Consider the following 25,091-nt stretch of genomic DNA (forward strand, 5'->3'; position numbering starts at 1 on the left):
TGCCGCGTGCCGCTGTGCTGGGCGCGCACATACCGCGACCGGCCCCTCCCGTCTCGTACGTGTCTGAACGCCGGCCCACCCCGGCGGTTGAGGAGTGGGGCTAGCGGATCGTGATTTTGATGGTGGAGCCCTTGGGGGCTTCGTCGCCGCCCTCGACGGACTGGCTCTTCACCGTGTCGCCGAAGAGGCCCAGGATGCCGCGGTCGTCGTCGACTTCGAACCCGGCTCCCTCCAGCTTGGCGTGGGCGTCGTCGACGCTCATGCCCGTGACGTCCGGGACCTCGACCATCGGGGGGCCCTTGGAGATCGTCAGCCGTACCGTGTCGCCCTCGGCGAGTTGGCCCTCGCCGGGGGACTGGCGGGCCACGTCGCCCTTGTCCTCGTCGGAGTTGACCCGCTCCGTATTGATCTCCGCCTTCAGGCCCGCCTCCTCGAGTTCGGACACGGCGTCGTCCTCGGACTCGCCCGTGACGTCGGGGACGTCTACCGGCGCGCCCTTGGAGACGACCAGAGCGATCGCGGAACCGGAGTTGCGGGTCTCGCCCGCCTCCGGGTCCGTGCTGATCACGGAGCCCTTGGAAACGTCTTCGCTGAACGCCTTGGTGATCATGCCCGGCTGCAGGCCGCGGTTCTTCAGGTCGCTCTTCGCCGTCGCGAGGGGCGTGCCCTCGAGGTCGGGGACCTTGACCGTCTTCGGGCCCTTGGACACCGTCAGGTTCACCGTGCCGTCGTCACGGATGCGGGCGTTCGCCTCCGGGTCCGTGTCCATGACGGTGCCGCGCTTGTACGTGTCGCTGTACTTGTACGTGGTCCTGCCGCCCGGCCGGAGGCCCGCCTCGTCGAGACGCTGCTTCGCCTGCGCCTCTGTCTTGGCCAGCAGGCGCGGGACCTCGGTGAACTGGCCCGAGTTGATGTACCAGACGCCCGCGCCGACACCGAGGACCAGGAGGATCGCCGCGATGATCGCGAACGTTCCGCCCCGCGGACGGCCGCCCCTGCGGCGCGCGGGGGCGGGAGCCGGTGGTGCCGGTGGCGGTGTCCGCAGGATGCTCGTGCGGTTGAGCCGGTCCTCTTCCGCCGGCAGCGGGAGCTGCACCGCGCGCGGGATCACGCTCGTACGGTCGTCCGCACCCGCGTGTTCCATGTCCCGGGCCTGCGGCGGTGCCGCGTCCAACTGGGCCTCGGTCAGCGCGGATCGGGCTTCCCGTACGTGGGCGAGGAGCGCCACGGCGTCGTGCGGGCGGACCTGCACGGCGCGGGCGGTGGCCGACGCGACCAGCTCGTCGAGGGCGAAGGGGAGTCCGGGTACGGCCGCGGAGGGTGGCGGGACGTCCTCGTTGAGGTGCTTGTAGAGGACCTGGGCCGGGGTGTCGCCGGAGTGCGGTTTGCCGCCCGTCAGCATCTCGTAGAGGACCACTCCGCACGCGTAGACGTCCACGGCGGGTGTCGTCGTGCCGTCCTCGATCTGCTCAGGCGCCAGGTACGAGACCGTGCCGAGGACCGTGCCCGTGGTGTTCGTGACCGTGTCCACCGCGCGGACCAGGCCGAAGTCCGCGACCTTCACCCGGCCGTCGTCCCCTATCAGGACGTTCTCCGGCTTCATGTCGCGGTGCACGAAGCCCGCGCGGTGCGCCGCTCCGAGCGCGGCGAGCACCGGCTCCAGGATGTCCAGGGCCGCCCGGGGCCTCAGCGCACCGCGGTCGCGCAGGACGTCACGGAGCGTGCAGCCCGCGATGTACTCCATCGCCAGGTAGACGTACGCGCCCTCGGCCCCCTGGTCGAAGACGCCCACGACGTTCGGGTGCGAGAGACGGGCCACCGACTTCGCCTCGCGGATGAAACGCTCGACGAACGTCGCGTCCGCCGCCAGCGAAGGGTGCATCACCTTGAGCGCGAGGACGCGGTCGAGGCGAGTGTCCACGGCCCGGTAGACCGTGGCCATCCCGCCGACCGCGATGCGGGCGTCGATGCGGTACCGGCCGTCGAGCACATGCCCGAGCAACGGGTCCTGAAGGGTCGTGTCCACGCAAGGGAGTCTACGAGGAGTGACGGACAGGGCCCGCGCCCGCTGCGGGACCGGGCCCGTACTGCAGCAGAGCTGTGACCCTGTCAGAAGGCCGGGCGCTCGGGGTCGAGGTGGGCCCGGCCCTGTGTGGGCGAGGAGGCCTCGGCGAAGTGGCGCTTGGGTATGCGGCCCGCGCGGTACGCGAGCCGGCCCGCCTCCACCGCGTGCCGCATGCCCTCGGCCATGAGTACCGGCTCCTGGGCCCGGGTCACCGCCGAGGCGAGCATCACACCCGCGCAGCCCAGCTCCATGGCGAGGGCCACGTCGGAGGCGGTCCCCGCGCCCGCGTCCAGGATCACCGGCACGCGCGCGTGCTCGACGATCAGCTGGAAGTTGTGCGGGTTGCGGATGCCGAGCCCGGAGCCGATGGGGGAGCCGAGCGGCATGATCGCCGCGCAGCCCACGTCCTCCAGTCTGCGGGCCAGGACCGGGTCGTCGTTGGTGTAGGGCAGCACGGTGAAGCCGTCGTCGACCAGGGTCTCGGCGGCGTCCAGGGTCTCGATCGGGTCGGGCAGGAGTGTGCGCTCGTCGGCGATCACTTCGAGCTTGACGAGGTTCGTGCCGAGCGCCTCGCGCGCGAGGCGGGCCGTGAGGACCGCTTCTCCCGCCGTGAAGCAGCCCGCTGTGTTGGGCAGCACCTGGATGTTGAGTTTTTCCAGGACGGACAGGACCGAGCCGTGCACCGTCGCGTTCACGCGGCGCATCGCCACGGTGGTGAGTTCGGTGCCGGAGGCGGTCAGGGCGCGTTCCAGGATGTCGAGGCTCGGGGCACCTCCCGTGCCCATGATGAGGCGCGAGGAGTAGGTGGTGCCCGCGAGGACGAAAGCGTCGTCGGCCATGGCGGGTCAGCCTCCTTGTACGGCGGTGAGGACTTCGACGCGGTCGCCTTCGGAGAGCGCCGTCGCGGACCACTGGGTACGCGGGACGACGGTCTCGTTGAGGGCGGCGGCGACGCCGGAGTGGGCCGTGGTGAGTGTGGTGACGAGCGCTTCGAGGGTGGTCTCGGTGGTCACCGCGCGCGGCTCACCGTTGACGGATACGTTCATGCGGGCTGCTCCAAGGAGGCGCTGTTGCTGCGTTCGGAGAACCGCCCGGGAGTGAACGGCCGGGCCTCTTCCGGGAGTTCGCCGGTGGTCAGGACCTGCGCCATGGCGTCGCCGGTGACCGGCGTGAGCAGGACGCCGTTGCGGTAGTGGCCGGTGGCCAGGAGGAGGCCCGGCAGGGTCGTCGGGCCGAGGAGCGGGGCGTTGTCGGGCGAGCCGGGGCGCAGGCCCGCGCAGGTCTCCGTCAGGGGCAGTTCCGTGATGCCGGGGACGAGTTCGTGCGCGTCCCTCAGGAGTTCGTAGACCCCGCCCGCCGTGACCGTGGTGTCCCAGCCGAGCTCCTCGCTGGTGGCGCCCACGACGAGTTCGCCGTTGACGCGCGGCACCAGGTAGAGGTGGCTGCCGCGGACGACCGCGCGGACCGTGCGGCTCAGGAACGGCGCGTACTGCCGGGGCACCGTCAGCCGCAGGACCTGGCCCTTGACCGGGCGGACGGGCGGCACCACCTCGTCCGGGACCCCGGCGAGGCGACCACTGAGGCTGCCCGCCGCGAGCACGACCTGGTCGGCCGCGAGTTCGGTGCCGTCGGCGAGGACCACGCCGCGCGCCCGGTCCCGTACGACAGAGAGCCGCTCGGCCCGGGCCCGATGGAAGTCCACGCCCGCCCGCTCGCAGGCCGTCACAAGAGCACCCGCGAGCCTTCTCGGGTCGATCTGGTGGTCGCCGTCGACCCGCAGGCCCCCGCGCACGCCCGGCGCGAGCATCGGCTCCAGACGGCGGCAGTCGCGGCCCGACAGCCACTCGGACTCCAGGCCCGACTTCGTCTGCAGCGCGTGCAGTTCACGCAAGTGCGCCCGGTCGTCCGCGTCCAGCGCGACCGCCAGCGTGCCGCACGCGCGGTAGCCGAGGTCCTGCCCCGAGGCCTCGGACAGCTCGGCCGCGAACCGCGGATAGCGGCGCGCGGACTCGACGTTCAGACCGAGCAAGGTCTCTTCGCCGTAATGGAGTTCGGTGACCGCGGCCAGCATGCCGGCCGCCACCCGGGCGGCCCCGCCACCCGGCTCGGGATCCACCACCGCGACGGACAGACCGCGCTGCGCGGCCCTCCACGCGGTGACCAGACCGATGATTCCGCCCCCGACGACCAGGACATCGGTGGCTTTGAGCGGAGTACGCGACATGGGCGTCCAGCCCCTCCCTTCGCCGGCATGACCCGGATCAGGTTCGTACGGTCGGAGGCCGCTGCAGCCTCCCTCTCAGCCCGCTGCGTACGGGCTCCCGCGAGTGCTTTACGTCGGCCACCCTAACGCGTGCGCGCGACCCTCAGTAGGGGAGCCCGCGCCCATGGCCCGTGGCCCGGCGGCGTTTGATCTCTAAACCGGTGACACGTGTGCAGGACGTCACGGCGCGGGAGTGGTCCGCGCCGCTGACTGGCGCAAGATCAGGTGCCTAAGGTGATCCTGTGAGCGAGCAGCGGAGCGGTAACGGGACACCCACAGGGCAGCGGCACGTCGTCATCGTCGGCGCGGGAATGGCCGGCGTGCAGACCGCCGTGGCTTTGCGCGAACAGGGATTCTCCGGCGCCGTCACGCTGCTCGGCGCGGAACCGCACCAGCCCTACGACCGGCCGCCGCTGTCCAAGGCCGTGCTGCTCGGCAAGGCCGACGGCTCCGCGTTCGACGTGGACTTCGAGGCGCTCGGCGTCACCCTGCAGGTGGGTCGCGAGGTCACGGGGGTGCGCCCCGGGGACCACGCGCTGGACACGGCCGAGGGAGCCGTCCCCTACGACGTGCTGGTCGTCGCCACCGGCGCCGAACCGATCCGGCTGCCTGGCGCGGACGCCGTTCCTGGCGTCCACGTGCTGCGCACCCTCGACGACGCCGAGCGGCTGCGGACCGTCCTCTCCGGGCAGCGCGACGTGGTGGTCGTGGGCGCCGGGTGGATCGGCGCCGAGTTCGCCACCGCCGCCCGCGAGGCCGGCTGCCGCGTCACCGTCGTGGAGGCGGCCGAGCGGCCGCTCGTCGGGGCGCTGCCCGCCGAGGTCGCGGCGCCCATGACTGCCTGGTACGCGGACGCGGGGGTCCAACTGCGCACGCGCGCACGTGTGGAGCGCGTCGAACCGGGGGCCGTGGTCCTCGACGACGGGACGCGGCTGCCCGCCGAAGCGGTCGTCGTCGGTATCGGGGCCCGCCCGGCCACCCGCTGGCTGGACGGCTCCGGCATCGACCTGGGCGACCACGGCGAAGTGGTCGCGGACGCGAGCCTGCGGACCTCCGTGCCCGACGTGTACGCCGTGGGTGACTGCTCGTCCTTCCCCTCGCGTCGCTACGCAGAGCGCCTGATGGTCCACCACTGGGACAACGCGCTGCAGGGGCCGCGCACGGTCGCGGCGAACATCATCGGTGAGACACCGGCGGTGTACGACCCGGTGCCCTACTTCTGGTCCGAGCAGTTCGGCCGCTTCGTGCAGTACGCGGGCCATCACGGTGCCGCCGACGCGACGGTGTGGCGCGGCGATCCGGCCGGCGCGGCATGGTCGGTGTGCTGGCTGCGCGAGGGCGCCCTGGTGGCGGTACTGGCCGTCGGCAAGCCCCGCGACCTGGCGCAGGGTCGCAAACTCATCGAGGCGGGCACCCCGCTGGATCCGGACCGGCTGGCCGACCCCGCCCGCCCCCTGAAGTCCGCCCTGGCCTCCTGATCCGCCGCCCGGACTGCGGAAACACCTGGTCAGCCCGCCCCGGCTTCCGACTGTCAGTCCGGGATGGCACGCTTGTCCCGTGACCGAGATTGACGCAAAGATCGATGCTCTCGTCCCCGACTGGCTCACCCTTCCCGACATCGCCGAGCAATTCGGCATCGAGGTGACGCGTGTGCGACAGCTGGTGAAGGAGGGCCAGGTGATCGCCGTACGCCGTGGTGAGAACAGGGCGCTGCACGTGCCTGCCGCCTTCATCGACGGCGACAAGATCGTCAAGGGCCTCACCGGCACCCTGACGCTCCTGAGGGACGACGGCTTCAGCGACGTGGAGATGCTGGAGTGGCTCTTCACCCCCGACCCGAGCCTGCCGGGCACGCCCGCCCAGGCCCTCAGCGAGAATCGCGGCACGGAGGTGAAGCGTCGCGCCCAGGCGCTCGCCGTCTGACCTGACAACCGTCCGGCGTGCGCACCACGGCCCTCGTGGTGCGCACGCCATCGCCATCGACAACGGGGGATTTCCCATGGCCGACCCGAAGCGCGAGCAACTCGCCGATGCCCGGCTCTACCTGTGCACCGACGCCCGCAAGCGCCAGGGAGACCTGCCGGAGTTCCTCGACGCCGTGCTCTCCGGCGGCGTGGACATCGTGCAGCTGCGCGACAAGGGCATGGAGGCCGGTGAGGAGCTGGAGCACCTCGCCGTGTTCGCCGAGGCGGCCCGCCGCCACGGCAAGCTCTTCGCGGTGAACGACCGGGCGGACGTCGCGCACGCCGCCGGCTCGGACGTGCTGCACCTGGGCCAGGGCGACCTGCCCGTCCCCGCGGCCCGCGCCCTCCTCGGCGAGGACGTCCTCATCGGCCGCTCCACGCACGCCGACGCGGAGGCCTCGGCCGCCGCCGTCCAGGAGGGCGTGGACTACTTCTGCACCGGCCCCTGCTGGCCGACCCCGACCAAGCCCGGCCGCCACGCACCCGGCCTCGACCTGGTACGCCACACCGCGGGCCTCGGCACCGACCGCCCCTGGTTCGCCATCGGCGGCATCGACCTGGGGAACCTGGACGAGGTACTGGCGGCCGGCGCCCGCCGTGTCGTCGTCGTCCGCGCCATCACGGAGGCCGACAATCCGGCCGCGGCGGCGGCCGAGTTCGCCAAGCGCCTGCGCTCGATATGACCCCCCGAAGGCCCCCGGGAAGCGGTGCTCCGTCCGGTTGTCCGCAAGGTGGACGGAGATTAGGGGCTACCGGATTCCGTCAGTAACCTGCCCGTATGGCCCTTGGCACCGCTTCCACCAGGACTGATCGAGCCCGCACCGTGCGCGACATGCTCGCCGCCGGAAAGACGACGTACTCGTTCGAGTTCTCCGCGCCGAAAACGGAGAAGGGCGAGCGCAACCTGTGGAACGCGCTGCGCAGGGTCGAGGCCGTCGCGCCCGACTTCGTCTCCGTGACGTACGGCGCGGGCGGGTCCACGCGCGCGGGCACGGTCAAGGAGACCCAGCAGATCGTCGCTGACACGACGCTGACGCCGGTCGCCCACATCACCGCCGTCGAGCACTCGGTCGCCGAACTGCGCAACATCATCGGCCAGTACGCCGACGCCGGGATCCGGAACATGCTCGCGGTCCGCGGAGACCCGCCGGGCGACCCCATGGCCGACTGGATCTCGCACCCCGAGGGGCTGACGTACGCGGCCGAACTCGTCGAGCTGATCAAGGAGTCGGGGGACTTCTGTGTCGGCGTCGCCGCGTTCCCCGCGATGCATCCGCGCTCCGCCGAGTGGGACACCGACGTGCGGCACTTCGTCGACAAGTGCCGGGCGGGCGCCGACTACGCGATCACGCAGATGTTCTTCTACCCGGAGGAGTACCTGCGGCTGCGCGACCGGGTCGCCGCGGCGGGCTGCGAGACGCCCATCATCCCGGAATGCATGCCGGTGACGAGCGTGCGCATGCTCGAACGCCTGCCGAAGCTGAGCAACGCCGACTTCCCTCCGGCGCTGAAAGAGCGGATCCTCACAGCGAAAGACGATCCAGCCGCTGTACGCTCCATTGGCATCGAGTTCGCGACGGAGTTCTGCGCGAAGCTGCTTGACGAAGGTGTCCCGGGTCTGCACTTCATTACGCTCAACAACTCCACTGCGACGCTGGAAATCTACGAAAACCTGGGCCTGCACGAACAGCGGGCCTGATGGGCCGTACCCGCAAGGGGATACGGCCGTACGAGAGGGGCGTACATGGGCTGGGCGGTCCTCTACATCGCGTTCGGACTGGTGGCACTCTGGCTGCTGGGTGAGGTGCTGCTGCAGTACAAGGCGCGCCTGCGCTGGCGCCTGCTCGCGTTCGTGGGTTTCCTCGGGGTGGTCCTCGGCGTCCTGATGCCCTCGGTGCTCGTCATCGCGGCCGGCGCCATCGCCTTCGCGATCGGCCAGACGTACGTCACGCTGTCGTTCCGCCGCGGCTTCGCCTCGGGCTGGGCTCTCAAGAACGGCCCGGGCGGCGCGGCGGAGAGCGGCAGCAAGCGCCGCAAGAGGGGGACGCCCCGCCAGGACCCGACGATCGAGGTCTCCGACCTGGAGTACGAGCAGGGGGCGCAGGAGCAGGAGTACGCGCCGGTGCCGGAGTCCCCGGCCGAGGCCACCGCGGTGTACGCCACCACCGAGCCGATGCCCGACGACACCGGCCAGTACGGCGTCTACAGCGACGCCGCGTACGCCCAGGCGACCCAGGCCCAGGACAACCAGGGCTACGGCTACGACAACGGGTCCTACGGCTACGACCAGCAGAACTACGGCTACGACACCGGCCAGCAGCCGTACGCGGCGCCCTACTCGGACCCCTACATCGGGACCCAGACGTACCCGGCGCAGCCGCAGTACGGCGACCCGTACGCCGCCGACCAGCAGCAGTACGGCGACCCGTACGCGGCGGCGAACTACGGCACGGACACGCCCCCGGGCGGTGTCTGGGTGCCGCAGCAGCGCGGCGGTGACGAGCAGCAGCAGGGCTACGGCGGTGAACTGCCGCCCGAGCAGCCCTATCCGACGTATCCGCAGCACGACCCGAACACCGGGTACGACACGGGCTACAACGAGCAGCAGTACCGGTACTGAGGTGTCCCGCGGCTCACTGCGAGCCGCGGAACTCCGGGCCCTCCACGATCAGACCCGCCACCAGCGCCCCCGACATGCCCGCGTGCGGCAGCCCGCCGCCGGGATGCGACCAGCCGCCCACCGCGAAGAGGCCCGGCAGCTCCGTGCCGTTCGCCGGATGCAGCAGCCTGCCCCCCGCGGCGGCCAGTGCGGGCGCGGGCACGGCCCCGCCCGCCGCACCGGTCGCCTCGGCGATGTCCTGAGGCGTACGGATCTCGTGCCACAGGAGACGGTCGCGGAGGTCCGGCACGGCACGCTCGGTCGCCGCGAGGACCGCTTCCACGTCGGCTTCGTCCACGCGCGCGTGGGGCGGCACCGTCACGGTGACGGTCACCGCCTCGTGCCCGGCGTCCGGAACGTGGGCCGGGTCGCCGGTCCGCAGCACCGCCACCGTCGGTCTACCGGGCCGTGGACCGTCGTCGAACAGCCACGCCAACTCGGCGTCCCGGTCCGCCCCGTGCACCACGGTCCGGTGCGGCGTGCCCTCGGGGCGGGCCCCGCGCAGCGCCAGGTGGACCGTGAGCCGGCTGGGTACCGCCGACTCGGACGGTGCGGGCACCTCACCCCGCACCGTCTGCCCCGGCAGCAGCCCGTCGAGCACACCCGGAGCGACGCCCGCCACCACGAAGGCGGCGTCGTGGAAGGTGCCGTCGGCCAGCTCGACGCCCGCGGCGCGGCCGTCCTTCACCACGATCCGGCTCACGGCCGCGTCGAACACGAACTCCACACCGCGCCGCAGGCAGCGCGCGTACACCGCGTCCGCGAGCGCCCGCAGGCCACCGCTGACCGCCCACGTCCCGAAGGTCTGCTCCATGTACGGCAGCACGGCAGCGCTCGCCGGTGCCGTACGAGGATCGAGACCGTACGCCAGCGCGTACTGCTCGAGCAGGGCCACCAGACGCGGGTCCCCGCCCAGCTCGAACGTGCCGACCCCGGCGAGCGTCGTCGCCGTGCGGTCCCTGCCCAGCAGGCGCCGCCGGACCACGGCCGGGTACGGCTCGCGGTCGGCGAGCACCCGCCAGTTCGGCCACAGCGGCTCCTCCAGCAGTGGGCGCCGCGAGCGGTCCCAGGCCTCCCGCGCCCGGTTCATGAACGCCGACCAGCGCTCGCCCGCACCCGCGCCGACGGCCGCGTCCAGCGCCTCGGCGACCCCCGCGCGCCGTGCGTTCGGCAGGTCCGTCGTCGTGCCGTCCGCGAAGACGTGCCGTACGGCGGGCTCGACCTGGGTGAGGCCGACGAGGTCCTCCAGGGGCTCCTTGCCCGTCTTCACGAACAGGTCGCGGTAGACCGCGGGCAGGGGGAGCAGCCCCGGCCCCGTGTCGAACGTGAAGCCGTCGCGCTCGAACCGGCCGACCGCGCCGCCGTACGTCGACGCGCGCTCGAAGACCACCGGCCGGTGGCCCGCGACGGCCAGCCGGGCGGCGGCCGCCATGGCGCCGAGACCCGCGCCGATCACCGCAATTCGTGCCATGCCTGGGACTTTAGCGGCCGTCACTGACACCGCCGCCCGCAGGTCACGGGGGCGGCGGAACCTCCCGGGCGAGACGCTTCTCCTCGCGCCGCTGGGCGCGCCTGCGCAGGAAGCGGCGGATGCGCCGGACGAGGAGGAACAGCATCAGCAGGCCGAGGACCAGCAGCACCGCCGCGATGATCGCGGCCGCCTGCGGATGGAACATCGCGAACGTCACGACGCCGCCGACCCCGAGGTCCTCGGCGGTGCTGATCACGAAATTCGACACCGGCTCGGGCGACGTGTTGACCGCCATCCGGGTGCCGGCCTTGACGGTGTGGCTGGCCAGAGCCGTGGAACCGCCGATCGCGCCCGCCGCCAGATCGGACAGCGACCCGCTCTGTCCGGCGAGCAGCGCCCCGACGACCGCGCCCGACACCGGCCGGATCACGGTGTGCACGGTGTCCCAGGCCGAGTCCACGTAGGGGATCTTGTCGGCGACGGCCTCGCACAGGAAGAGCACGCCGGCCACGATCAGGACGTCCGGGCGCTGCAGCGACTCGGGGACCTCGTCGGTCAGCCCGGTCGCGCCGAAGATGCCGAGCAGCAGGACCACCGCGTACGCGTTGATGCCGCTCGCCCAGCCACTGGTGAAGACCAGGGGGAGTACGGACACATGCAAGATCGTAACCAGTCGAGGACTCTCCGTGCCTGGGGTTGAACACGCACGCCTGAGTATCCGTACCTATGGAGTGAGATGAGTAGGTACACGGATGGGCCGCGACCTGCGCAGACGGAAGAGTGGTGGTCACGGAGAGGGGCGCTGCTCCGGTACCGCCGACACGGGGCGGCGGAACGCTGCGGCGCCTTTGGCCGCTCCTCTCGCCCGCAAGGGTGAGAGCGAGGCACGGGGGACCCGGGAGACCGAACGGGGTCCAACGGGGGAAACGGGGGATGCGCCGGTCCGGTGAGGCCTGAGTACGACCACAGGCCTTGCCGGACCGGCGCTCACGTATGCGGCGCGTTCTCCGCCTCAGCCGCGGGTCACGCCTTACGGGTCAGCGCCGGGGCGCCGGCCACGCGTCCCTGGAGCAGCAGTGACAGCGCGGCGTGCACATCGTCCAGCGAGCGCTCCGGCTGGAACGCCTGCCAGTCGAGCGCGGCCACGAGGACCATGCCCACCAGGGCGGCCGCCGTGAGCGGGACGTCGATCTCGTCGCTCAGCTCTCCGTTCGCCACCGCGTCGCGCAGCACGCCCTCGACGACCGCCACCGCCTCCTGGCGGACCACGGCGAGGGTGGACTGCCAGGCACGGTTGGTGCGCCACAGTTCGGCCACGTAGAGCTGGGTGAAGGCCGGGTACTCGTCGATGAAGACGAGACCGGCGTGGATCATCGCGTCCAGGGCGTCGACCTTGCTGCCGCCCTTTTCGTCCGCCTTCTGTGCCGCGTCCCGCAAGGAGGTGGTCAAAAGCCCGACCCCGTGCCGCAGCAGCTCCTCGAAGAGGACCGACTTACTGGCGAAGTTGTAGTAGACGGTGCCCTTCGCGACTCCGGCGCGCTCGGCGATCTCGTCGACCGTCGTCGCGGAGAAACCCTGCTCCGCGATGAGCGTGACAGCGGCCTCGTAGAGCTTCTGTCGGGTGGCCTGGCGCCGTGTGCTGCTTTCCATGCCCCCGATTCTCACAGGAGGGCTCGGGGGCGCGCTCACAGGCTCAGCTCCGGGTGCAGCCGGTCGAGTGTCCACACCTGCTTGCGCCTGGCCGTCCAGGCGGTGAGCGCGAGGGCGCCCGCCGTGAAGGCCGACAGCACCACGCACGCCTGCCACACAGGACCGAGCCCGCCGCCGGATATCAGCCGCCGCAGGGCCTCGACCACGTAGCTCATGGGCAGGTACGGGTGGATCGCGCTGAAGAAGCCGGGGCTCGTCTGCACGGGATAGGTGCCGCCCGCCGATGTCAGCTGCAGCATGAGGAAGGCGAGGACGAGGATGCGGCCCGCCGCCCCGAAGCAGGCGTTCAGCCACTGCACGATGGCCGCGAAGCACGCCGTGACCAGGCACAGGAAGCCGACCGTCCCGGCCGCGTGCAGCATCTGCAGCCCGAGCGCCCAGTGCAGTACGGACATCAGGGCGGCCACCTGAAGGAGACCGAGGGCGGCGACGGGGAGCCACCCCGCGAAGGCCACGCGCCATGAAGAGGCGCCTGCGGCGAGCGCCCGCCGGTTGAGCGGCTGGATCAGCATGTAGGCGACCATCGCGCCCACCCACAGGGAGAGCGGAATGAAATACGGGGCGAACCCCGTCCCGTAGTTGGGCGCCTTGTGCAGCGCCTGGGAGGCGAGCTTCACCGGGTCGGCCATCACTTCGGTGCGCTGATCGCGGTCCTTCTTGTCGTAATCGGGGATCTTCTGTACGCCGTCGTGCAGTCCGCCCGCCAGCTTCTCCGAGCCGTCGGCCAGCTTGAACATGCCGCCGTTGAGGTCGTTCGCCCCGGTCTTCAACTTGCCCACACCGGTGTCGAGATCGGTGGAACCGGTCTTCGCCGTGCCGAGTCCTGTATGCAGCTTCTCCGCGCCCGTGGCGACCTGGCCCGCGCCCTTGTTGAGCTTGTTGATCTGGGCGACCGCGTTCTCGACATCCTTGTCGAGCGTCGGGGCGCGCTGGGCGAGCGCCTCCGACTGCTTCTGGAGTGTCGCCAAGTGGCTGTCCATGAGGCCCAGGTCGCCGTGCTCGTCCTGGATGAGCGTATTCAGGTCGTCCGAGACGGTGGCGACATCCGCGGCCGCCGACTTGGCCTTCTTCAGATCCGGGCAGGCCGGGTCGTCGAGCACCGCCTTCTCGCAGCGCCGCTCGTAGACCGCGGCCAGGATGTCGGATCCCGCGTGGGCGCCCTTGCGGGCGGCGGGCGCGAGCTTCACCAGGTCGTCGAGGTTCTGCCGGACGCCCTTCGCGGAGTCGGCGACGAGCCGTGCCGTGTCGCCGATCTGCTTCTTGTTGTCCTTGAGGAAGGGGCGTACCTGGTCCGCGGCCCCGTTGACCTTGTCCGCGAGAGTCTGGGTGCCGTCGGAGACCTGTCGGGACCCCGTCTCCAGATCGGCGGCTCCCGTGTCCAGCTTCTTCAGGCCGCTCGCCAGGTCTCCGCTGCCCTTCTTGGCGTCCTTCAAGCCGTCGGCCAGGTCCTTCGAGCCCTTCTTGGCCTTGCCGATGCCGCCCTCCAGGTCATCCGCGCCCTTCGCGGCCTTCTTGGTCGCGTCATGGATGTCCGAGAAGGAGATGAAGATCTTGTCGAGGAAGGACCGCGACGCGTTCGTGGACGCGGCGGAGCGCACCTCGGAGAAGACCGTCCGGGAGATCTGTCCGACGATGTAGTTGTTCGCGTCGTTCGTGCGCACCTGAAGGGCGCCGGTCTCCGGGGTGTCCCCGGAGCTGGACGCGACCCGCTTGCTGAAGTTCTCGGGCATCGTCAGCGACAGGTAGTACGTGCCGTCCTCCACTCCCTGTTCGGCCTGAGCCGTGCTGACCTCGTGCCACTGGAAGGTGTCGCTGTCGTACAGCCCCTTGGTGATGTCGTCGCCCGCGTTGATCTTCTTGCCGGCGGCGGATGCGCCCTTGTCATCGTTGACGAGCGCGACGGGAATCTTGTCGAGCCGCCCGTACGGATCCCAGAAGGACCACAGGTACAGGGCTCCGTAGAGCAGCGGCAGCAGCAGAAGTGCGACGAGCGCGGCGCGCGGCAGTTTTCCCCTGCCGAAGCGCTTGAGCTCAAGCGCGGCCAGCTTCGGCGAGCGCATCGGCCGTCTCCTTGTCGGTGTCGGTCGGGGCGGAGGTGCCCGGGTGGACGGTCGATACGACAACGGCGTCGAGGCCGGCCGGCGCCTGGCTGCACACGGCGACGACCGTGGTGCCCGCCGCGGCGATGGCCTTCAACTGGTCCCAGATCTGGGCCCGTTCGGTGTCCGCGAGCTTCATGTCGGTGTCGTCGATGCCGACCAGGAGGGGCCGGCCGATGAGCGCGAGTGCGAGGGAGAGACGCAGCGCCTCGATCCGCTCCAGGTCGCGTACGGCCGTGCGGGTGCCCTTCGGCAGGGCCTCGCGGTCCAGGCCCGCGGCGGCCAGCGCGGTCTCGATCCGCAGCTTGGCCTCGCTCGCGCGCTCGGAGCGGGGGCGCAGCAGTCCGCGCAGCGAACCGTCGAACCGCCGCCGCAGCAGCTCCCGTTCCCGCAGGTGCTCGGCGACGGTGAGCGCCGGATCGAGATCGGTCACGCCCGGCACCTGGGCGAGCGCGCTCACGCGCCGCACGGCGGCCATCTGCCGCGGCAGCCGGAACCCGCCGACGGCCGCCGTCCCCTCGGCGGAGCGCATGCGTCCCGTCAGCGCGAGCAGCAGACAGGTGCGTCCGCTGCCGGAGGGCCCCTCGACCGCGACGATCGATCCGGGCGCCGCGTCGACATCGACATCGCGGAACACCCAGCCGCGCGGGCCCTTCACCCCGAACCCCGCGGCGGTGACCGCGGCTCCGTCCTTCGGACCGTCCATGGACCGGTTTCCCCTCGGCGACTCTTCTGGTGGCGGCTGATCGTGACTCTTTTAGACTGACCAGTCAGTGCAAAAACTAACCCGAACCCTCGATCGAAGCAAAAGGCCAGGTCAGAGCCGATTGTCAGTGGCGTCCCGCACCATGGGCACATACGGCCACTGCGCCGTCACACAGACGACAGGAGGTTCGTCATGGCCAGGTACCCCGCAGCCGCCGCACGCAGCCGCGCCACCACCGGCCCTGCCCCCTCACTGACCGGACCGGCGAGCGACATCCACCCCGTGCAGCGCCGCGCGGGCGCCCCGCCCGCCGCCCTCGATCTGCTCGCCCAGGCCCGCGCCGGACTCGAGGAGGCGTCCGTCCTCGAGACGCCGAACGAGCGGTACGCGACCGCCCACCTCGCCGCCCTGCGCACCGCCGCGGCCGTGCTGGCCGCCCGCGGCCGGCCCGAGTCGACGCCCAAGCGCCGCGCCAGAATCCGCAGCGCCTGGGAAGTGCTCCCCGAGATAGCGCCCGAACTGGCCGAGTGGGGCGCCCTCTTCGCCGCCGGAGCCACCCGCCGGGCGCGCGCGGAGGCAGGCATCCGCGGCGCGGCCGCCGCCCGCGACGCCGACGACCTGCTGCGCGACGTGGCGATGTTCCTGCGCCTCGTCGAGCGCATGCTCGTCCTGCAGCCGGTACTGCCCCGGCCACGCCAGGAGGACGACGACCGCGTACCGGAGCGGGAGGCGCCCGACGTGGGATGAGCAGCGCTTGCGGCGCCGTACACGGATGGCATGGCCGCTCGTCCGCGCCCATTAGGGTGGAGGCGCCCGAACCTGTTCACGCCGAGGAGTCAGCTGCCGTGTCGGACCCGATGCGCCCCCCCGTCTCCCACCCCCGAACGACGTCGCCGCACTCCGACCCCTCGCGTTCCCGAGCCTCCCTGCGTACCGCCGTGGTCTGGGAGGTCCTCAAGGACGCGCTCGACCGCCGGGCCAAGCTCATGGGGAGCCAGGCGCTGGACGTCCTCGACACCGGAGGCGGCAGCGGCAACTTCGCGGTGCCGGCCGCCCGCCTCGGCCACCGCGTCACCGTCGTCGACCCCAGCCCGAACGCGCTGTTCGCACTTGAGCGCCGGGCCGCCGAGGCCGGCGTGGCCGACCGGGTGCGCGGCGTCCAGGGCGACGTCTCGGGCCTGTTCGACGTCGTCGAGCGCGACGCGTACGACGCGGTCCTGTGCCACGGCGTCCTGGAGTACGTCGAGGAACCGGCGGAGGGCGTGCGCAACGCGGTGGGCGCGCTGCGCTCCGGCGGCGTGCTCAGCCTGCTCGCCGCGGGTCTCGGCGGCGCCGTCCTCGCGCGGGCCCTGGCCGGCCACTTCAAGGAGGCCCGGCAGGCGCTCGACGACCCGGCGGGCCGCTGGGGCGAGGGCGACCCCGTACCCAGGCGCTTCACCGCCGAGCAGCTCTCCCGGCTGGTCGGCGACGCGGGCGTGGACGTCGGCGCGGTACACGGGGTGCGGGTCTTCGCCGACCTCGTTCCGGGCGTCCTCGTGGACACCGAACCGGGTGCTTTCCAGGAGCTCCTGAAGCTGGAGGCGGCCGCCGCCGAACTGCCCGCCTTCCACGCCGTGGCGACGCAGTTGCACGTGCTCGGCGCGAAGCGGGCGGCGGACGAGACCTGACCCACGGCGACCATCTGCCGCTGATCAGCGACGCAGCGGCAGATGGAGTACGCCACAGGCCCCCCGATCGGGCGCCTGTCGCCGTATGATCGGGGGAGACCGTCCGGCATGACGGGTCGGCCGCTGGGGAATGACGCCTAGTGAGCCGGAGCGGCGTGGCGCGGTCCGGAATGGTGAAGTTGGCGTAGAGGGGCGGGTTTCACGGGGGCGATTCCCTGCCTATCCTGAAGGGGACCCCCGGTCGCCCCGGCGACTGCACGATGAGGAGGACTCCGTGCCGCTCTCGGAGCACGAGCAGCGAATGCTCGAGCAGATGGAGCGAGCGTTGTACGCCGAAGATCCCAAGTTCGCGACAGCGCTTGAGGGAAGCGGGCTGCGTACATATACCCGACGTCGGGTCTACCAGGCAGTCGCGGGCTTCCTGGTGGGTATCGCGCTCCTCATGGCAGGTATGGTCGCGCAGCAGATCTGGATCAGTGTGGTGGGGTTCCTCGTCATGCTGGGGTGTGCGGTGCTCGCCGTCACAGGTTGGCGCAAGGCGCCCAAGCCGGGCGAACAGCCGGCGGGAGCGGTGCCAGGCGCACCGGCCGCCCGACGGCAGAGCAAACCGAAGCGCTCGATGATGGACCGGATCGAGCAGCGCTGGCAGCGTCGCCGCGACGAGCAGGGTGGCGGCCGCTGAGCGGCTTCGCCGCGGCAGCCAGGAGTACTCACGTGCGTGAAGGGTGACCGCCTTGGGCGGTCACCCTTTCTGCGTAAGGGCCCCTGACCGGATGAAGGCTCCGGCCACCGTGAGGGTGGCCGGAGCCTTCGGGGCTCAGCCCTCCTGGTTCGATGGGCGGGAGCGGGAGTGCCTCTCCAGCGCCGACGCCCAACGGGCCCGCAGCCGCGCGGTGAACGACTCCCAGCGGTGCGAGAGGGCCCATGCCACCCGAACGGCCGAGCGCGGCGCGAGCGTCGCGCGCAGCCGCGTCATACGGCCCGCCTTCGCGTGCAGCCCGCCGTACAGCCGCCGCACGTCCTCGCCGAGGCCCGGCACGGGCACCGGCCGGGGCGCGTACAGCACCTGCTCCACCGCCGCCGCCACCCGGTGAAGGGCCTCCGCGGCCGGCGCGTCGAGCTGCCCGACCCGCACGATCCGGGCCGCCGCCTTCCGCGGGGTCTCGGCGTCGTCCGGCCCGATGCCGAGGTCCCACGCGGTGTCCGTCACCTCACGCCAGGCCTCCAGCGTGCGCGCGGCGGCATCGGCTTCCGTGCGGCCGGCGCAACCGAGCCGCCGCGCCCTGACGCGCTTGCGCCACAGCATCGGCAGCAGCGGCACCACAAGGATCAGCAGCGCGGCCAGGGTCACCAGCAGGATCATGCCGAGCGGCGGGCCGTCGTCCGTCGAGCCGCCCGCGGCCGCCGGGGCCGTGTTGCCGCAGCTGCCGTCCTTGCGCTGCGCCAACGAGCAGCTCTCCGACGACGAGGGCTGGGCGGCCGAAGGAGCCGAGGAGGCGGACGCGCTCGGCGCGGCCGGGTTGCTCGGATTGCCCGCCGGGGTGTTGTCCTGCGTGTACTCCGGGACCGTGCCGCGGTTCGGCGTCGGCTCGAAGCGGGTCCACCCCACGCCCTCGAAGTACAGCTCCGGCCAGGCGTGCGCGTCGCGCAGGCCCACCGAGTACCTGCCGTCACCCGCGGGCGCGCCGGGCGTGAAGCCGACCGCGACACGCGCCGGGATGCCCAGCGTGCGGGCCATCGCCGCCATCGAGAAGGAGAAGTGGACGCAGAAGCCCTCCTTCTGCTTCAGGAAGCGGGCGATGGCGGCGGAACCGCTGCCGGCCTGCACCTCGGTGTTGTACGTGAAGCCGCCGTTGACCGCGAAGTAGTCCTGCAGCTTGACCGCACGCTCATAGTTGTTCGCCGCGCCCGCCGTGACCCGCAGGGCGGTCGAGCGCACCACGTCCGGCAGCGAGTCCGGCACCTTCGTGAACTCGCGCGAAAGGTCCTTCGGCGGTGCCCCCGCGTTGGCCAGCTGCTCGGCCGTCGGCTGCACGATCAGGCTGGTGACCTTGTACGACTTCCCGCGCGTCGTCTGCCCGTGGTCGCCCACCAGGGTCCGGCCGACCTGCTCGAACCGCCAGCGCCCGTCGATCGACACCTTCGTCGCGGGATACGGCATCGGCAGCCAGTCCTGCGCGTACCAGTCGGCCGCCGAGATACGGGTCGTGATCTCCGTCCTGCCGATGTCCGCGCCGAGCCCCGGCGGACCCGGCAGTGTGGACGGCACATCGGTGATGCTGCGGACCGAGGGGCGCCAGGTCGTGCCGTCGAACTCGTCGAGCGCGACGATCCGCAGATACATGTCGGACGTCCGCTCGGCGTTCGTCCGGTACGACATCACCGTCCGGTCCTCCGGCTGGTTCAGGCTGTTCTGCAGCGAGACCAGCGGGTTCACGGCGGAGATGGTGCCGCCGCCCCCCGAACCGTTGCCCACACCGGAACCGGTGGAGCCGAGGAGACCGCCGTCGAGGGCGGGCAGCGCGAGCGGTACGACCAGGGCGATGCCCAGTGCGAGGACGCCGATGCGGCGGCCGGTGCGGACCGGGGCGAGCGCGCCGCCCCCGCCGCCGCGGCTGTCCGCGCCGGGCGTCCCGGCGGGCGGGCGCCCGGTGCCGCCGAACACCCGGCCCCACTGCGAGAGCCGGTCCCGGCTCTCGGCGAGCAGCAGCAGAAGGTAGCCGCCGGCCGCGCACAGGAACCACAGCCAGTCGGTCCCGCCGTCGGAGAGCCCCGCGGCGACCGAGTACAGCGCGAGCAGCGGAAGTCCGGCCGGGGCCGCGCTGCGGAACGTGACCGCGAGCGTGTCCACCAGGAGCCCGATCACCAGCGTGCCGCCGACCAGCATCAGCCGGATGCCGTCGGAGAGCGGCGCCGGGATCATGTACCGGCCGACGTCGTCACCGCCGGCCTGGAGCAGCGTCCCGAAGTGCCGGAAGGCGTCCGGGCCGGGAACGATCGCACCGAGCGCCTGGTCGTGTGCGAAGACGAGGGTGAGCAGCAGCAGGGAGACCAGGGCCTGGGCGGCGACGGTCAGCGGTCGCGCGAGCGGGACCCTGCGGGTCGCCGCGCCCACAGCGGCCTGGATCACCAGCAGGATCGCGGCCTGCATGATCCAGGTCGACCTCTCGACGAGGGGGAGCAGCGCACACGAGGCCAGGAACGTGGCCAGGGTCGCGCAGACCGACAGACGGGCACCGCCGCTCATGACCAACCCCCTGGGGTGCTCGGGGCCGATGTCCCCGCCCGCTCCCGGTCCGCCTGCTGCCACATCTCCACGACGGACGCGCCGGGCGGCACGACCACCGCGGTCCAGCCCGCCTCCTGCAGCATGCGCAGCCGCTCGGCGCACTGCTGCGAGACGGCTGCCCCCGGGCCCTGGATCCACCAGGCGCTGTCCAGGAGGAAGGCGACCGCGCCGCCACTGCGCTGACGCATCTTGGCGGCCACCGCGGCCTGTTCCTCGTCCAGGTCGCCGAAGAAGGCGACCAGTAGTCCTTCGTTGCCCCCGCGCAGGACGTCGTAGGCCGGTGAGAGCGCGTACGCGTCGGAGTGGTCGACGACGGCGAGCGTGTCCATCATCAGGCCCGCCGCGTCCGCCGATTCCTGACTGGCGCCCGCGAACCCGTCCGTGCCCTCGCCCGGCACCGCGCTGCCGGTGTCCGTCAACAGCCGCACGGAGAAGCCCCGTTCGAGCATGTGCACCAGGGCGGAGGCCGCGCCGGACACCGCCCATTCGAAGGCGGAGTCGGGGCCCGCGCCCTGGAAGGCCGCACCGCGCGTGTCGAGCAGCACCGTGCAGCGGGCCCGCTGCGGCTGCTCCTCGCGGCGCACCATCAGCTCGCCGTAGCGTGCCGTCGAGCGCCAGTGGACGCGGCGCAGGTCGTCGCCGTACCGGTACTCGCGGGGGATCACGTCGTCGTCGCCGGCCAGCGCCAGCGATCGCTGCCGCCCGTCCCCGTAGCCCTTTGCCTCACCGGAGAGCCGCACCGGCGGCAGCGGCTCCACGCGCGGGATCACCGTCAGGGTGTCGTGCGTGGAGAAGGACCGGGTCAGCTCGCACATGCCGAAGGGGTCCGTGAGCCGCAGTTGCAGCGGCCCCAGCGGATAGCGGCCGCGCAGGTCCGAGCGGACCCGGTAGGACACCTCGCGGCGGCCGCCCGCCTCGACGCGGTCGAGGACGAAGCGGGGCCGCGGACCGAGCACGTACGGCACCCGGTCCTGGAGCATCAACAGGCCGGTGGGCAGCCGCGAGATGTTGTCCATCCGCAGATGTACGCGCGCCTCGGAACCGGCGGGCACGCGCGCGGGGGCGAGGCGGCGGCTGCCCGCGACCCTGTAGCGGGTGCGGTACAGGACGCCCGCGCAGACCAGCGGCAGGGCCGCGAGCAGCAGACCGACCCGGAGCAGATCGCTCTGTCCCAGGACGTACGCGCAGATCGCCGCGGCGATACCGGCGGCCAGGAACGAGCGGCCACGCGTGGTCAGCCCGGCGAGTGCGGTGCGCAGGCCGCTCTTGTCGCCCTTGTCGTTCGTCGCGCCGTCGCCGTCCGTGAAGCCGCCCCCGGGGTCCGCCGCGTAGTGCCCCCCTGCCGCCATCACAGCCTCCGGGCGCCGGGCGGCTGCTGGCCGTACATGGGAGGAGTCGAGTGGTAGCCCTGCGCGGTGCGGGTGTCGGCCGCCGGGACCGGGATGTGCTGCAGGATGTCGAGGACGACCTGCTCGGCCGTCCGCCGGTTCAACTGAGCCTGTGCGGTGGGCAGCAGACGGTGCGCCAGCACCGCGACGGCCAGGGCCTGCACATCGTCCGGCAGCGCGTACTCCCGGCCGCTGAGCGCCGCCGAGGCCTTGGCCGCCCGCAGCAGGTGCAGCGTCGCCCGGGGTGACGCGCCGAGTCTGAGATCCGGGTGGGTGCGCGTGGCGGCCACCAGGTCGACCGCGTAGCGCCGTACGGCGTCGGCGACATGGACCGTGCGCACGGCGTCGACCAGCTTCACGATGTCGTGGGCGTGCGCCACCGGCTGCAGATCGTCCAGGGGCGAGGCGCCACCGTGGATGTCCAGCATCTGCAGCTCGGCCTCCGGGCTCGGGTAGCCGATGGAGACACGGGCCATGAAGCGGTCGCGCTGGGCCTCGGGGAGGGGGTAGGTGCCCTCCATCTCGACCGGGTTCTGCGTGGCCACGACCATGAAGGGGCTCGGCAGTTCGTACGTCGTGCCGTCGATGGTGACCTGGCGCTCCTCCATGGACTCCAGGAGCGCGGACTGGGTCTTGGGCGACGCGCGGTTGATCTCGTCGCCGATCACGATCTGCGCGAAGATCGCACCCGGCTTGAACTCGAAGTCCCGGCGCTGCTGGTCCCAGATGGACACACCGGTGATGTCCGAGGGCAGCAGGTCGGGCGTGAACTGAATGCGGCGCACCGAGCAGTCGATGGACCGCGCCAGCGCCTTGGCGAGCATCGTCTTGCCGACGCCCGGCACATCCTCGATGAGCAGGTGCCCCTCGGCGAGCAGCACCGTCAGCGAAAGCCGTACGACCTCTGGCTTGCCCTCGATCACACCCTCCACCGACCTGCGGACACGCTCCGCAGTGGTGGTCAGATCAGTGAGGCTCGCTCGATCGTCATAGGTCGTCACCCGGCCCTCCTCGGCCCGTACTTTCCCGGGCCGACGCTCTGTGACGCGGACCGGCCCACCCCGAAACACGGACACCACGCGCGAAAAGTTCCGTCGCTCGCGCGAGGTGCCACACCCGCATTCTTGTTGGCGTTACCTGTTCGTGTCACTCGCCTGTGGATAACTGGCCGCGATATGTCGGGGCTTACGACCTTTTGAGGGCATGCCCGTAGCCGCGTTCTCGGTTCAATGGGGGGTCAGTGGGGCTGAATCTCCCGCAACAGGCCCGACTTCACATCGAAGACGAAGCCGCGCACGTCGTCGGTGTGCGGGATGAACGGCGAGGTCCGCACCTTCTGGATGGACTGGCGCACGTCCTGGTCGACGTCCCGGAACCCCTCGACGGCCCAGGTCGGGCGCTGTCCGACCTCCAGCTCCAGCTCGTGCCGGAACTCCTCGCTGAGTCCTTCCAGGCCGCAGCCGCTGTGGTGGATGAGGACCACACTGCGGGTGCCGAGCGCGCGCTGACTGATCGTGAGCGAGCGGATCACGTCGTCGGTGACGACGCCACCCGCGTTGCGAATGGTGTGGCAGTCGCCGAGCTCCAGGCCGAGCGCGGCGTGCAGGTCGAGGCGCGCGTCCATGCACGCGACGACGGCGACGCGCAACACGGGGCGCGCGTCCATGCCGGGGTCGCTGAAGGCGGCGGCGTACCGCTCGTTCGCCTCGACCAGGCGGTCGGTCACGGTGCCGTCGTCGGATATGGCGTCTTCGGACGGCCGGGATGCGGAAGTCGTCATGGTGACGACGGTAATGTGCGCGGACCTCTCCGGCCTGCTGTGAGAGGGGACAAAGAACGTGATCGAGCCTTGTTGTGAGCTAACCCACAGGGGTGTGCGGACCGCGGCCGAACGGGTGAAACGACGGGATATGCGGCCCTGGGCCGACGCGCTCCGCGACGCGCAGGCCGGTTGATTGACCGAAGGGCGCCGTGGACTAAAGTGACGCCGAACCCCATTAACGAAGCAACACGGAGATCCCGGCGCTGCCGGACGCTCCCCGCGTGCGCGGCGCGTACGTACGGCTCGGCCTCCTCCCGCTCCGGTCGGCCGGCGTCACTTCCCCGGCGCCGACGGACCACCATCCCCTTCATGAGCGGGCGGGGACCCGGCAGTGCGTACGGCCGCCCGCCGGACCTGAGAGGGCCCTTTGAGTCAGCGACATGTTCCGGTGATGCTCCAGCGCTGCCTGGACCTGTTGGCCCCGGCACTCGCCCAGCCGGGAGCCGTCGTCGTCGACTGCACGCTCGGTCTCGGCGGCCACAGTGAGGCCCTGCTCGCCACGTTCCCCTCGTGCCACCTCGTCGCCCTCGACCGCGACAAGGAAGCGCTGCGCCTGTCCGGCGAGCGTCTCGCCCGCTTCGGCGACCGGGCCACCCTCGTGCACGCCGTCTACGACGAACTGCCCGAGGTTCTCGACCGGTTGGAGATCCCCCGCGTCCAGGGCGTCCTGTTCGACCTCGGTGTCTCCTCCATGCAGCTCGACGAGGCCGACCGCGGCTTCGCCTACGCGCAGGACGCGCCGCTCGACATGCGCATGGACCAGACGACGGGGATGAGCGCCGCCGAGGTCCTCAACACGTACGCGCCCGGCGAACTGGTGCGGATCCTGCGCCAGTACGGCGAGGAGAAGCAGGCCAAGCGCATCGTCTCGGCCGTCGTACGGGAGCGCGAGAAGGAACCGTTCAGCAACAGCGCCCGGCTCGTCGAACTGATCCGCGACTCCCTCCCGCAGGCCGCCAAGCGCACCGGCGGCAACCCGGCCAAGCGCACCTTCCAGGCCCTGCGCATCGAGGTCAACGGCGAGCTGAGCGTTCTGGAGCGGGCCGTCCCGGCCGCCGTGCGGGCGCTCGCGGCCGGCGGCCGGATCGCCGTCCTGTCGTACCACTCGCTCGAGGACCGGCTGGTCAAGCAGGTGTTCGCGGCCGGCGCCGCCACCACGGCGCCGCCCGGCCTGCCCGTCGTCCCCGAGCGCTACCAGCCCCGGCTCAAGTTGCTCACCCGCGGTGCCGAACTCCCCACGGAGGAAGAGGTCGCCGAGAACCGCCGGGCGGCCCCGGCACGGCTGCGGGGTGCGCAGCGCATCCGCGAGGAGATCACCGAGTGAGGCACGCGCGCGTGGAGAGGTGGTCATGACCGCCAGGAGCGGCTCGAAAGACACGAGGGACTCCAAGGGGCCCAAGGGGTCCAAGAAGTCCACCAGGGGCTCCGCGCGCGAACCACGCGGGAGAGCCGCCCGGCTGGCGCGGCTCCTCCCGGTCGCCCCGTCCGGCGGCGCCCAGGCCGCCCGCGCCCCGTTCGTCCTCCTCGTCGTGCTGCTGCTCGGCGGCGGGCTCATCACGCTGCTGATGCTCAACTCGTCGCTCAACGAAGGATCGTTCAAGCTCAGCAGGCTCAAGAAGCAGACCACCGAGCTGACCGACGACGAGCAGCAGCTCCAGCGCGACGTCGACTCCTACTCGGCGCCCGACGCCCTCCAGCGCCGCGCCCGTGAACTCGGCATGGTCGCGGGCGGCGACCCCGCGTTCCTCAGCCCGAACGGCACCGTCCGCGGGATGCCGAGCCCGGCCGCACTGCCCGCGCCGACGGGTCAGCAGGCGCCCCCGCCGCCCGAGATGATCGGTGCGTCCCCGAGCACCCCGGCCGCCTCGCCCACCGCGGCGCCGTCGACGACACCCACCGCATCGCCCACCGCCTCGCCGCCCGAACAGCCGGCTTCGGCCGCCTCGGCGACGCCCACGGACCCCGCTCCTTCGAACTCCGGCAGGTGA

General features: G+C 71.8%; 23 protein-coding genes and 1 riboswitch. Of the genes, 10 read left to right on the forward strand and 13 right to left on the reverse strand.

Annotation, left to right across the window (positions count from 1 at the left end; genetic code table 11):
- Nucleotides 1-100 precede the first annotated feature (100 nt).
- The 4 genes from pknB to thiO all read right to left on the reverse strand — a co-directional run bounded on the left by pknB (nucleotide 101) and on the right by thiO (nucleotide 4,289).
- Nucleotides 101-2,026, reverse strand: a complete 1,926-nt coding sequence (gene pknB, locus AB0J02_RS14090) for a Stk1 family PASTA domain-containing Ser/Thr kinase (RefSeq protein WP_363193902.1) — start codon at nucleotides 2,024-2,026, stop codon at nucleotides 101-103.
- Between the two features lie 83 nt (nucleotides 2,027-2,109).
- Entirely contained in the window at nucleotides 2,110-2,904 is a 795-nt protein-coding gene (locus AB0J02_RS14095) for a thiazole synthase (RefSeq protein ID WP_363193903.1), read from the reverse strand.
- 6 nt (nucleotides 2,905-2,910) lie between these two features.
- A complete protein-coding gene (gene thiS, locus AB0J02_RS14100) occupies nucleotides 2,911-3,111 on the reverse strand; it encodes a sulfur carrier protein ThiS (RefSeq protein WP_363193904.1) in 201 nt (66 codons plus the stop codon).
- Nucleotides 3,108-4,289 (reverse strand): glycine oxidase ThiO, encoded by a 1,182-nt coding sequence (gene thiO / locus AB0J02_RS14105; protein ID WP_363193905.1) that lies wholly within the window; start codon nucleotides 4,287-4,289, stop codon nucleotides 3,108-3,110. Before thiO ends, thiS begins: the two co-directional genes overlap by 4 nt.
- Nucleotides 4,287-4,400: riboswitch (TPP riboswitch) on the reverse strand. It overlaps the preceding gene by 3 nt.
- A 239-nt stretch (nucleotides 4,401-4,639) precedes the next feature.
- Between thiO and AB0J02_RS14110 the strand changes: the two genes are divergently transcribed.
- The 5 genes from AB0J02_RS14110 to AB0J02_RS14130 all read left to right on the forward strand — a co-directional run bounded on the left by AB0J02_RS14110 (nucleotide 4,640) and on the right by AB0J02_RS14130 (nucleotide 8,912).
- On the forward strand, nucleotides 4,640-5,806 hold the full coding sequence (locus AB0J02_RS14110; RefSeq protein WP_363194240.1) for an FAD-dependent oxidoreductase: 1,167 nt from the start codon (nucleotides 4,640-4,642) through the stop codon (nucleotides 5,804-5,806).
- Nucleotides 5,807-5,885: 79 nt separating this feature from the next.
- On the forward strand, nucleotides 5,886-6,251 hold the full coding sequence (locus tag AB0J02_RS14115) for an Rv2175c family DNA-binding protein (RefSeq protein ID WP_363193906.1): 366 nt from the start codon (nucleotides 5,886-5,888) through the stop codon (nucleotides 6,249-6,251).
- A gap of 76 nt (nucleotides 6,252-6,327) precedes the next feature.
- Nucleotides 6,328-6,975: a thiamine phosphate synthase gene (gene thiE / locus AB0J02_RS14120; protein WP_363193907.1), complete on the forward strand. Its 648-nt coding sequence runs from the start codon at nucleotides 6,328-6,330 to the stop codon at nucleotides 6,973-6,975.
- Between the two features lie 95 nt (nucleotides 6,976-7,070).
- Complete coding sequence (metF, locus tag AB0J02_RS14125; protein WP_363193908.1) at nucleotides 7,071-7,991, forward strand: methylenetetrahydrofolate reductase [NAD(P)H]; 921 nt, start codon at nucleotides 7,071-7,073, stop codon at nucleotides 7,989-7,991.
- Nucleotides 7,992-8,036: 45 nt separating this feature from the next.
- The gene (locus tag AB0J02_RS14130; protein ID WP_363193909.1) at nucleotides 8,037-8,912 is read left to right on the forward strand and encodes a hypothetical protein; all 876 of its coding nucleotides are present in this window, start codon (nucleotides 8,037-8,039) and stop codon (nucleotides 8,910-8,912) included.
- 13 nt (nucleotides 8,913-8,925) lie between these two features.
- Here the strand turns inward: AB0J02_RS14130 and AB0J02_RS14135 are convergent, their stop codons facing one another.
- The 5 genes from AB0J02_RS14135 to AB0J02_RS14155 all read right to left on the reverse strand — a co-directional run bounded on the left by AB0J02_RS14135 (nucleotide 8,926) and on the right by AB0J02_RS14155 (nucleotide 14,937).
- Nucleotides 8,926-10,422: an NAD(P)/FAD-dependent oxidoreductase gene (locus tag AB0J02_RS14135; protein WP_363193910.1), complete on the reverse strand. Its 1,497-nt coding sequence runs from the start codon at nucleotides 10,420-10,422 to the stop codon at nucleotides 8,926-8,928.
- Nucleotides 10,423-10,465: 43 nt separating this feature from the next.
- Nucleotides 10,466-11,077: a DUF4126 domain-containing protein gene (locus AB0J02_RS14140; RefSeq protein ID WP_363193911.1), complete on the reverse strand. Its 612-nt coding sequence runs from the start codon at nucleotides 11,075-11,077 to the stop codon at nucleotides 10,466-10,468.
- A 368-nt stretch (nucleotides 11,078-11,445) separates the two neighbouring features.
- Nucleotides 11,446-12,072, reverse strand: coding sequence for a TetR/AcrR family transcriptional regulator (locus AB0J02_RS14145; protein WP_363193912.1), 627 nt, complete (start codon nucleotides 12,070-12,072; stop codon nucleotides 11,446-11,448).
- 35 nt (nucleotides 12,073-12,107) lie between these two features.
- Nucleotides 12,108-14,192 (reverse strand): YhgE/Pip domain-containing protein, encoded by a 2,085-nt coding sequence (locus AB0J02_RS14150; protein ID WP_363193913.1) that lies wholly within the window; start codon nucleotides 14,190-14,192, stop codon nucleotides 12,108-12,110.
- A complete protein-coding gene (locus AB0J02_RS14155) occupies nucleotides 14,164-14,937 on the reverse strand; it encodes an ATP-binding cassette domain-containing protein (RefSeq protein WP_363193914.1) in 774 nt (257 codons plus the stop codon). Before AB0J02_RS14155 ends, AB0J02_RS14150 begins: the two co-directional genes overlap by 29 nt.
- A gap of 192 nt (nucleotides 14,938-15,129) precedes the next feature.
- On the opposite strand from AB0J02_RS14155, the gene AB0J02_RS14160 reads away from it, so the two are divergent.
- The 3 genes from AB0J02_RS14160 to AB0J02_RS14170 all read left to right on the forward strand — a co-directional run bounded on the left by AB0J02_RS14160 (nucleotide 15,130) and on the right by AB0J02_RS14170 (nucleotide 17,286).
- Nucleotides 15,130-15,684 (forward strand): SAV_6107 family HEPN domain-containing protein, encoded by a 555-nt coding sequence (locus AB0J02_RS14160; protein WP_363193915.1) that lies wholly within the window; start codon nucleotides 15,130-15,132, stop codon nucleotides 15,682-15,684.
- Nucleotides 15,685-15,782: 98 nt separating this feature from the next.
- Nucleotides 15,783-16,604, forward strand: coding sequence for a methyltransferase (locus tag AB0J02_RS14165; protein WP_363193916.1), 822 nt, complete (start codon nucleotides 15,783-15,785; stop codon nucleotides 16,602-16,604).
- 274 nt (nucleotides 16,605-16,878) lie between these two features.
- On the forward strand, nucleotides 16,879-17,286 hold the full coding sequence (locus tag AB0J02_RS14170) for a DUF3040 domain-containing protein (protein ID WP_363193917.1): 408 nt from the start codon (nucleotides 16,879-16,881) through the stop codon (nucleotides 17,284-17,286).
- A 135-nt stretch (nucleotides 17,287-17,421) separates the two neighbouring features.
- Here the strand turns inward: AB0J02_RS14170 and AB0J02_RS14175 are convergent, their stop codons facing one another.
- The 4 genes from AB0J02_RS14175 to AB0J02_RS14190 form a co-directional block, all read right to left on the reverse strand.
- Nucleotides 17,422-19,851, reverse strand: a complete 2,430-nt coding sequence (locus AB0J02_RS14175) for a DUF3488 and transglutaminase-like domain-containing protein (RefSeq protein WP_363193918.1) — start codon at nucleotides 19,849-19,851, stop codon at nucleotides 17,422-17,424.
- The gene (locus AB0J02_RS14180; protein WP_363193919.1) at nucleotides 19,848-21,242 is read right to left on the reverse strand and encodes a DUF58 domain-containing protein; all 1,395 of its coding nucleotides are present in this window, start codon (nucleotides 21,240-21,242) and stop codon (nucleotides 19,848-19,850) included. The genes AB0J02_RS14175 and AB0J02_RS14180 overlap by 4 nt, the downstream gene beginning before the upstream one ends.
- Nucleotides 21,242-22,282, reverse strand: coding sequence for a MoxR family ATPase (locus AB0J02_RS14185; protein WP_363193920.1), 1,041 nt, complete (start codon nucleotides 22,280-22,282; stop codon nucleotides 21,242-21,244). The genes AB0J02_RS14180 and AB0J02_RS14185 overlap by 1 nt, the downstream gene beginning before the upstream one ends.
- Before the next feature lie 236 nt (nucleotides 22,283-22,518).
- Nucleotides 22,519-23,061: a carbonic anhydrase gene (locus AB0J02_RS14190; RefSeq protein ID WP_363193921.1), complete on the reverse strand. Its 543-nt coding sequence runs from the start codon at nucleotides 23,059-23,061 to the stop codon at nucleotides 22,519-22,521.
- A 409-nt stretch (nucleotides 23,062-23,470) separates the two neighbouring features.
- Between AB0J02_RS14190 and rsmH the strand changes: the two genes are divergently transcribed.
- Nucleotides 23,471-24,427: a 16S rRNA (cytosine(1402)-N(4))-methyltransferase RsmH gene (gene rsmH / locus AB0J02_RS14195; protein WP_363193922.1), complete on the forward strand. Its 957-nt coding sequence runs from the start codon at nucleotides 23,471-23,473 to the stop codon at nucleotides 24,425-24,427.
- Nucleotides 24,428-24,452: 25 nt separating this feature from the next.
- Nucleotides 24,453-25,091 (forward strand): septum formation initiator family protein, encoded by a 639-nt coding sequence (locus AB0J02_RS14200; RefSeq protein WP_363193923.1) that lies wholly within the window; start codon nucleotides 24,453-24,455, stop codon nucleotides 25,089-25,091.

This window comes from Streptomyces sp. NPDC050264 (assembly GCF_040655895.1).
Classification (GTDB): Bacteria; Actinomycetota; Actinomycetes; order Streptomycetales; family Streptomycetaceae; genus Streptomyces.

What these genes read in the sequence shown, in the direction of transcription:
- AB0J02_RS14155 (WP_363193914.1), bottom strand. Translation starts at nt 14,937, where the DNA reads ATGGACGGTCCGAAGGACGGAGCCGCGGTCACCGCCGCGGGGTTCGGG.
- AB0J02_RS14180 (WP_363193919.1), bottom strand. Translation starts at nt 21,242, where the DNA reads ATGGCGGCAGGGGGGCACTACGCGGCGGACCCCGGGGGCGGCTTCACG.
- thiS (WP_363193904.1), bottom strand. Translation starts at nt 3,111, where the DNA reads ATGAACGTATCCGTCAACGGTGAGCCGCGCGCGGTGACCACCGAGACC.
- AB0J02_RS14190 (WP_363193921.1), bottom strand. Translation starts at nt 23,061, where the DNA reads ATGACGACTTCCGCATCCCGGCCGTCCGAAGACGCCATATCCGACGAC.
- AB0J02_RS14135 (WP_363193910.1), bottom strand. Translation starts at nt 10,422, where the DNA reads ATGGCACGAATTGCGGTGATCGGCGCGGGTCTCGGCGCCATGGCGGCC.
- thiO (WP_363193905.1), bottom strand. Translation starts at nt 4,289, where the DNA reads ATGTCGCGTACTCCGCTCAAAGCCACCGATGTCCTGGTCGTCGGGGGC.
- thiE (WP_363193907.1), top strand. Translation starts at nt 6,328, where the DNA reads ATGGCCGACCCGAAGCGCGAGCAACTCGCCGATGCCCGGCTCTACCTG.
- AB0J02_RS14175 (WP_363193918.1), bottom strand. Translation starts at nt 19,851, where the DNA reads ATGAGCGGCGGTGCCCGTCTGTCGGTCTGCGCGACCCTGGCCACGTTC.
- AB0J02_RS14145 (WP_363193912.1), bottom strand. Translation starts at nt 12,072, where the DNA reads ATGGAAAGCAGCACACGGCGCCAGGCCACCCGACAGAAGCTCTACGAG.
- AB0J02_RS14160 (WP_363193915.1), top strand. Translation starts at nt 15,130, where the DNA reads ATGGCCAGGTACCCCGCAGCCGCCGCACGCAGCCGCGCCACCACCGGC.
- AB0J02_RS14130 (WP_363193909.1), top strand. Translation starts at nt 8,037, where the DNA reads ATGGGCTGGGCGGTCCTCTACATCGCGTTCGGACTGGTGGCACTCTGG.
- AB0J02_RS14095 (WP_363193903.1), bottom strand. Translation starts at nt 2,904, where the DNA reads ATGGCCGACGACGCTTTCGTCCTCGCGGGCACCACCTACTCCTCGCGC.
- AB0J02_RS14110 (WP_363194240.1), top strand. Translation starts at nt 4,640, where the DNA reads ATGGCCGGCGTGCAGACCGCCGTGGCTTTGCGCGAACAGGGATTCTCC.
- AB0J02_RS14150 (WP_363193913.1), bottom strand. Translation starts at nt 14,192, where the DNA reads ATGCGCTCGCCGAAGCTGGCCGCGCTTGAGCTCAAGCGCTTCGGCAGG.
- metF (WP_363193908.1), top strand. Translation starts at nt 7,071, where the DNA reads ATGGCCCTTGGCACCGCTTCCACCAGGACTGATCGAGCCCGCACCGTG.
- AB0J02_RS14200 (WP_363193923.1), top strand. Translation starts at nt 24,453, where the DNA reads ATGACCGCCAGGAGCGGCTCGAAAGACACGAGGGACTCCAAGGGGCCC.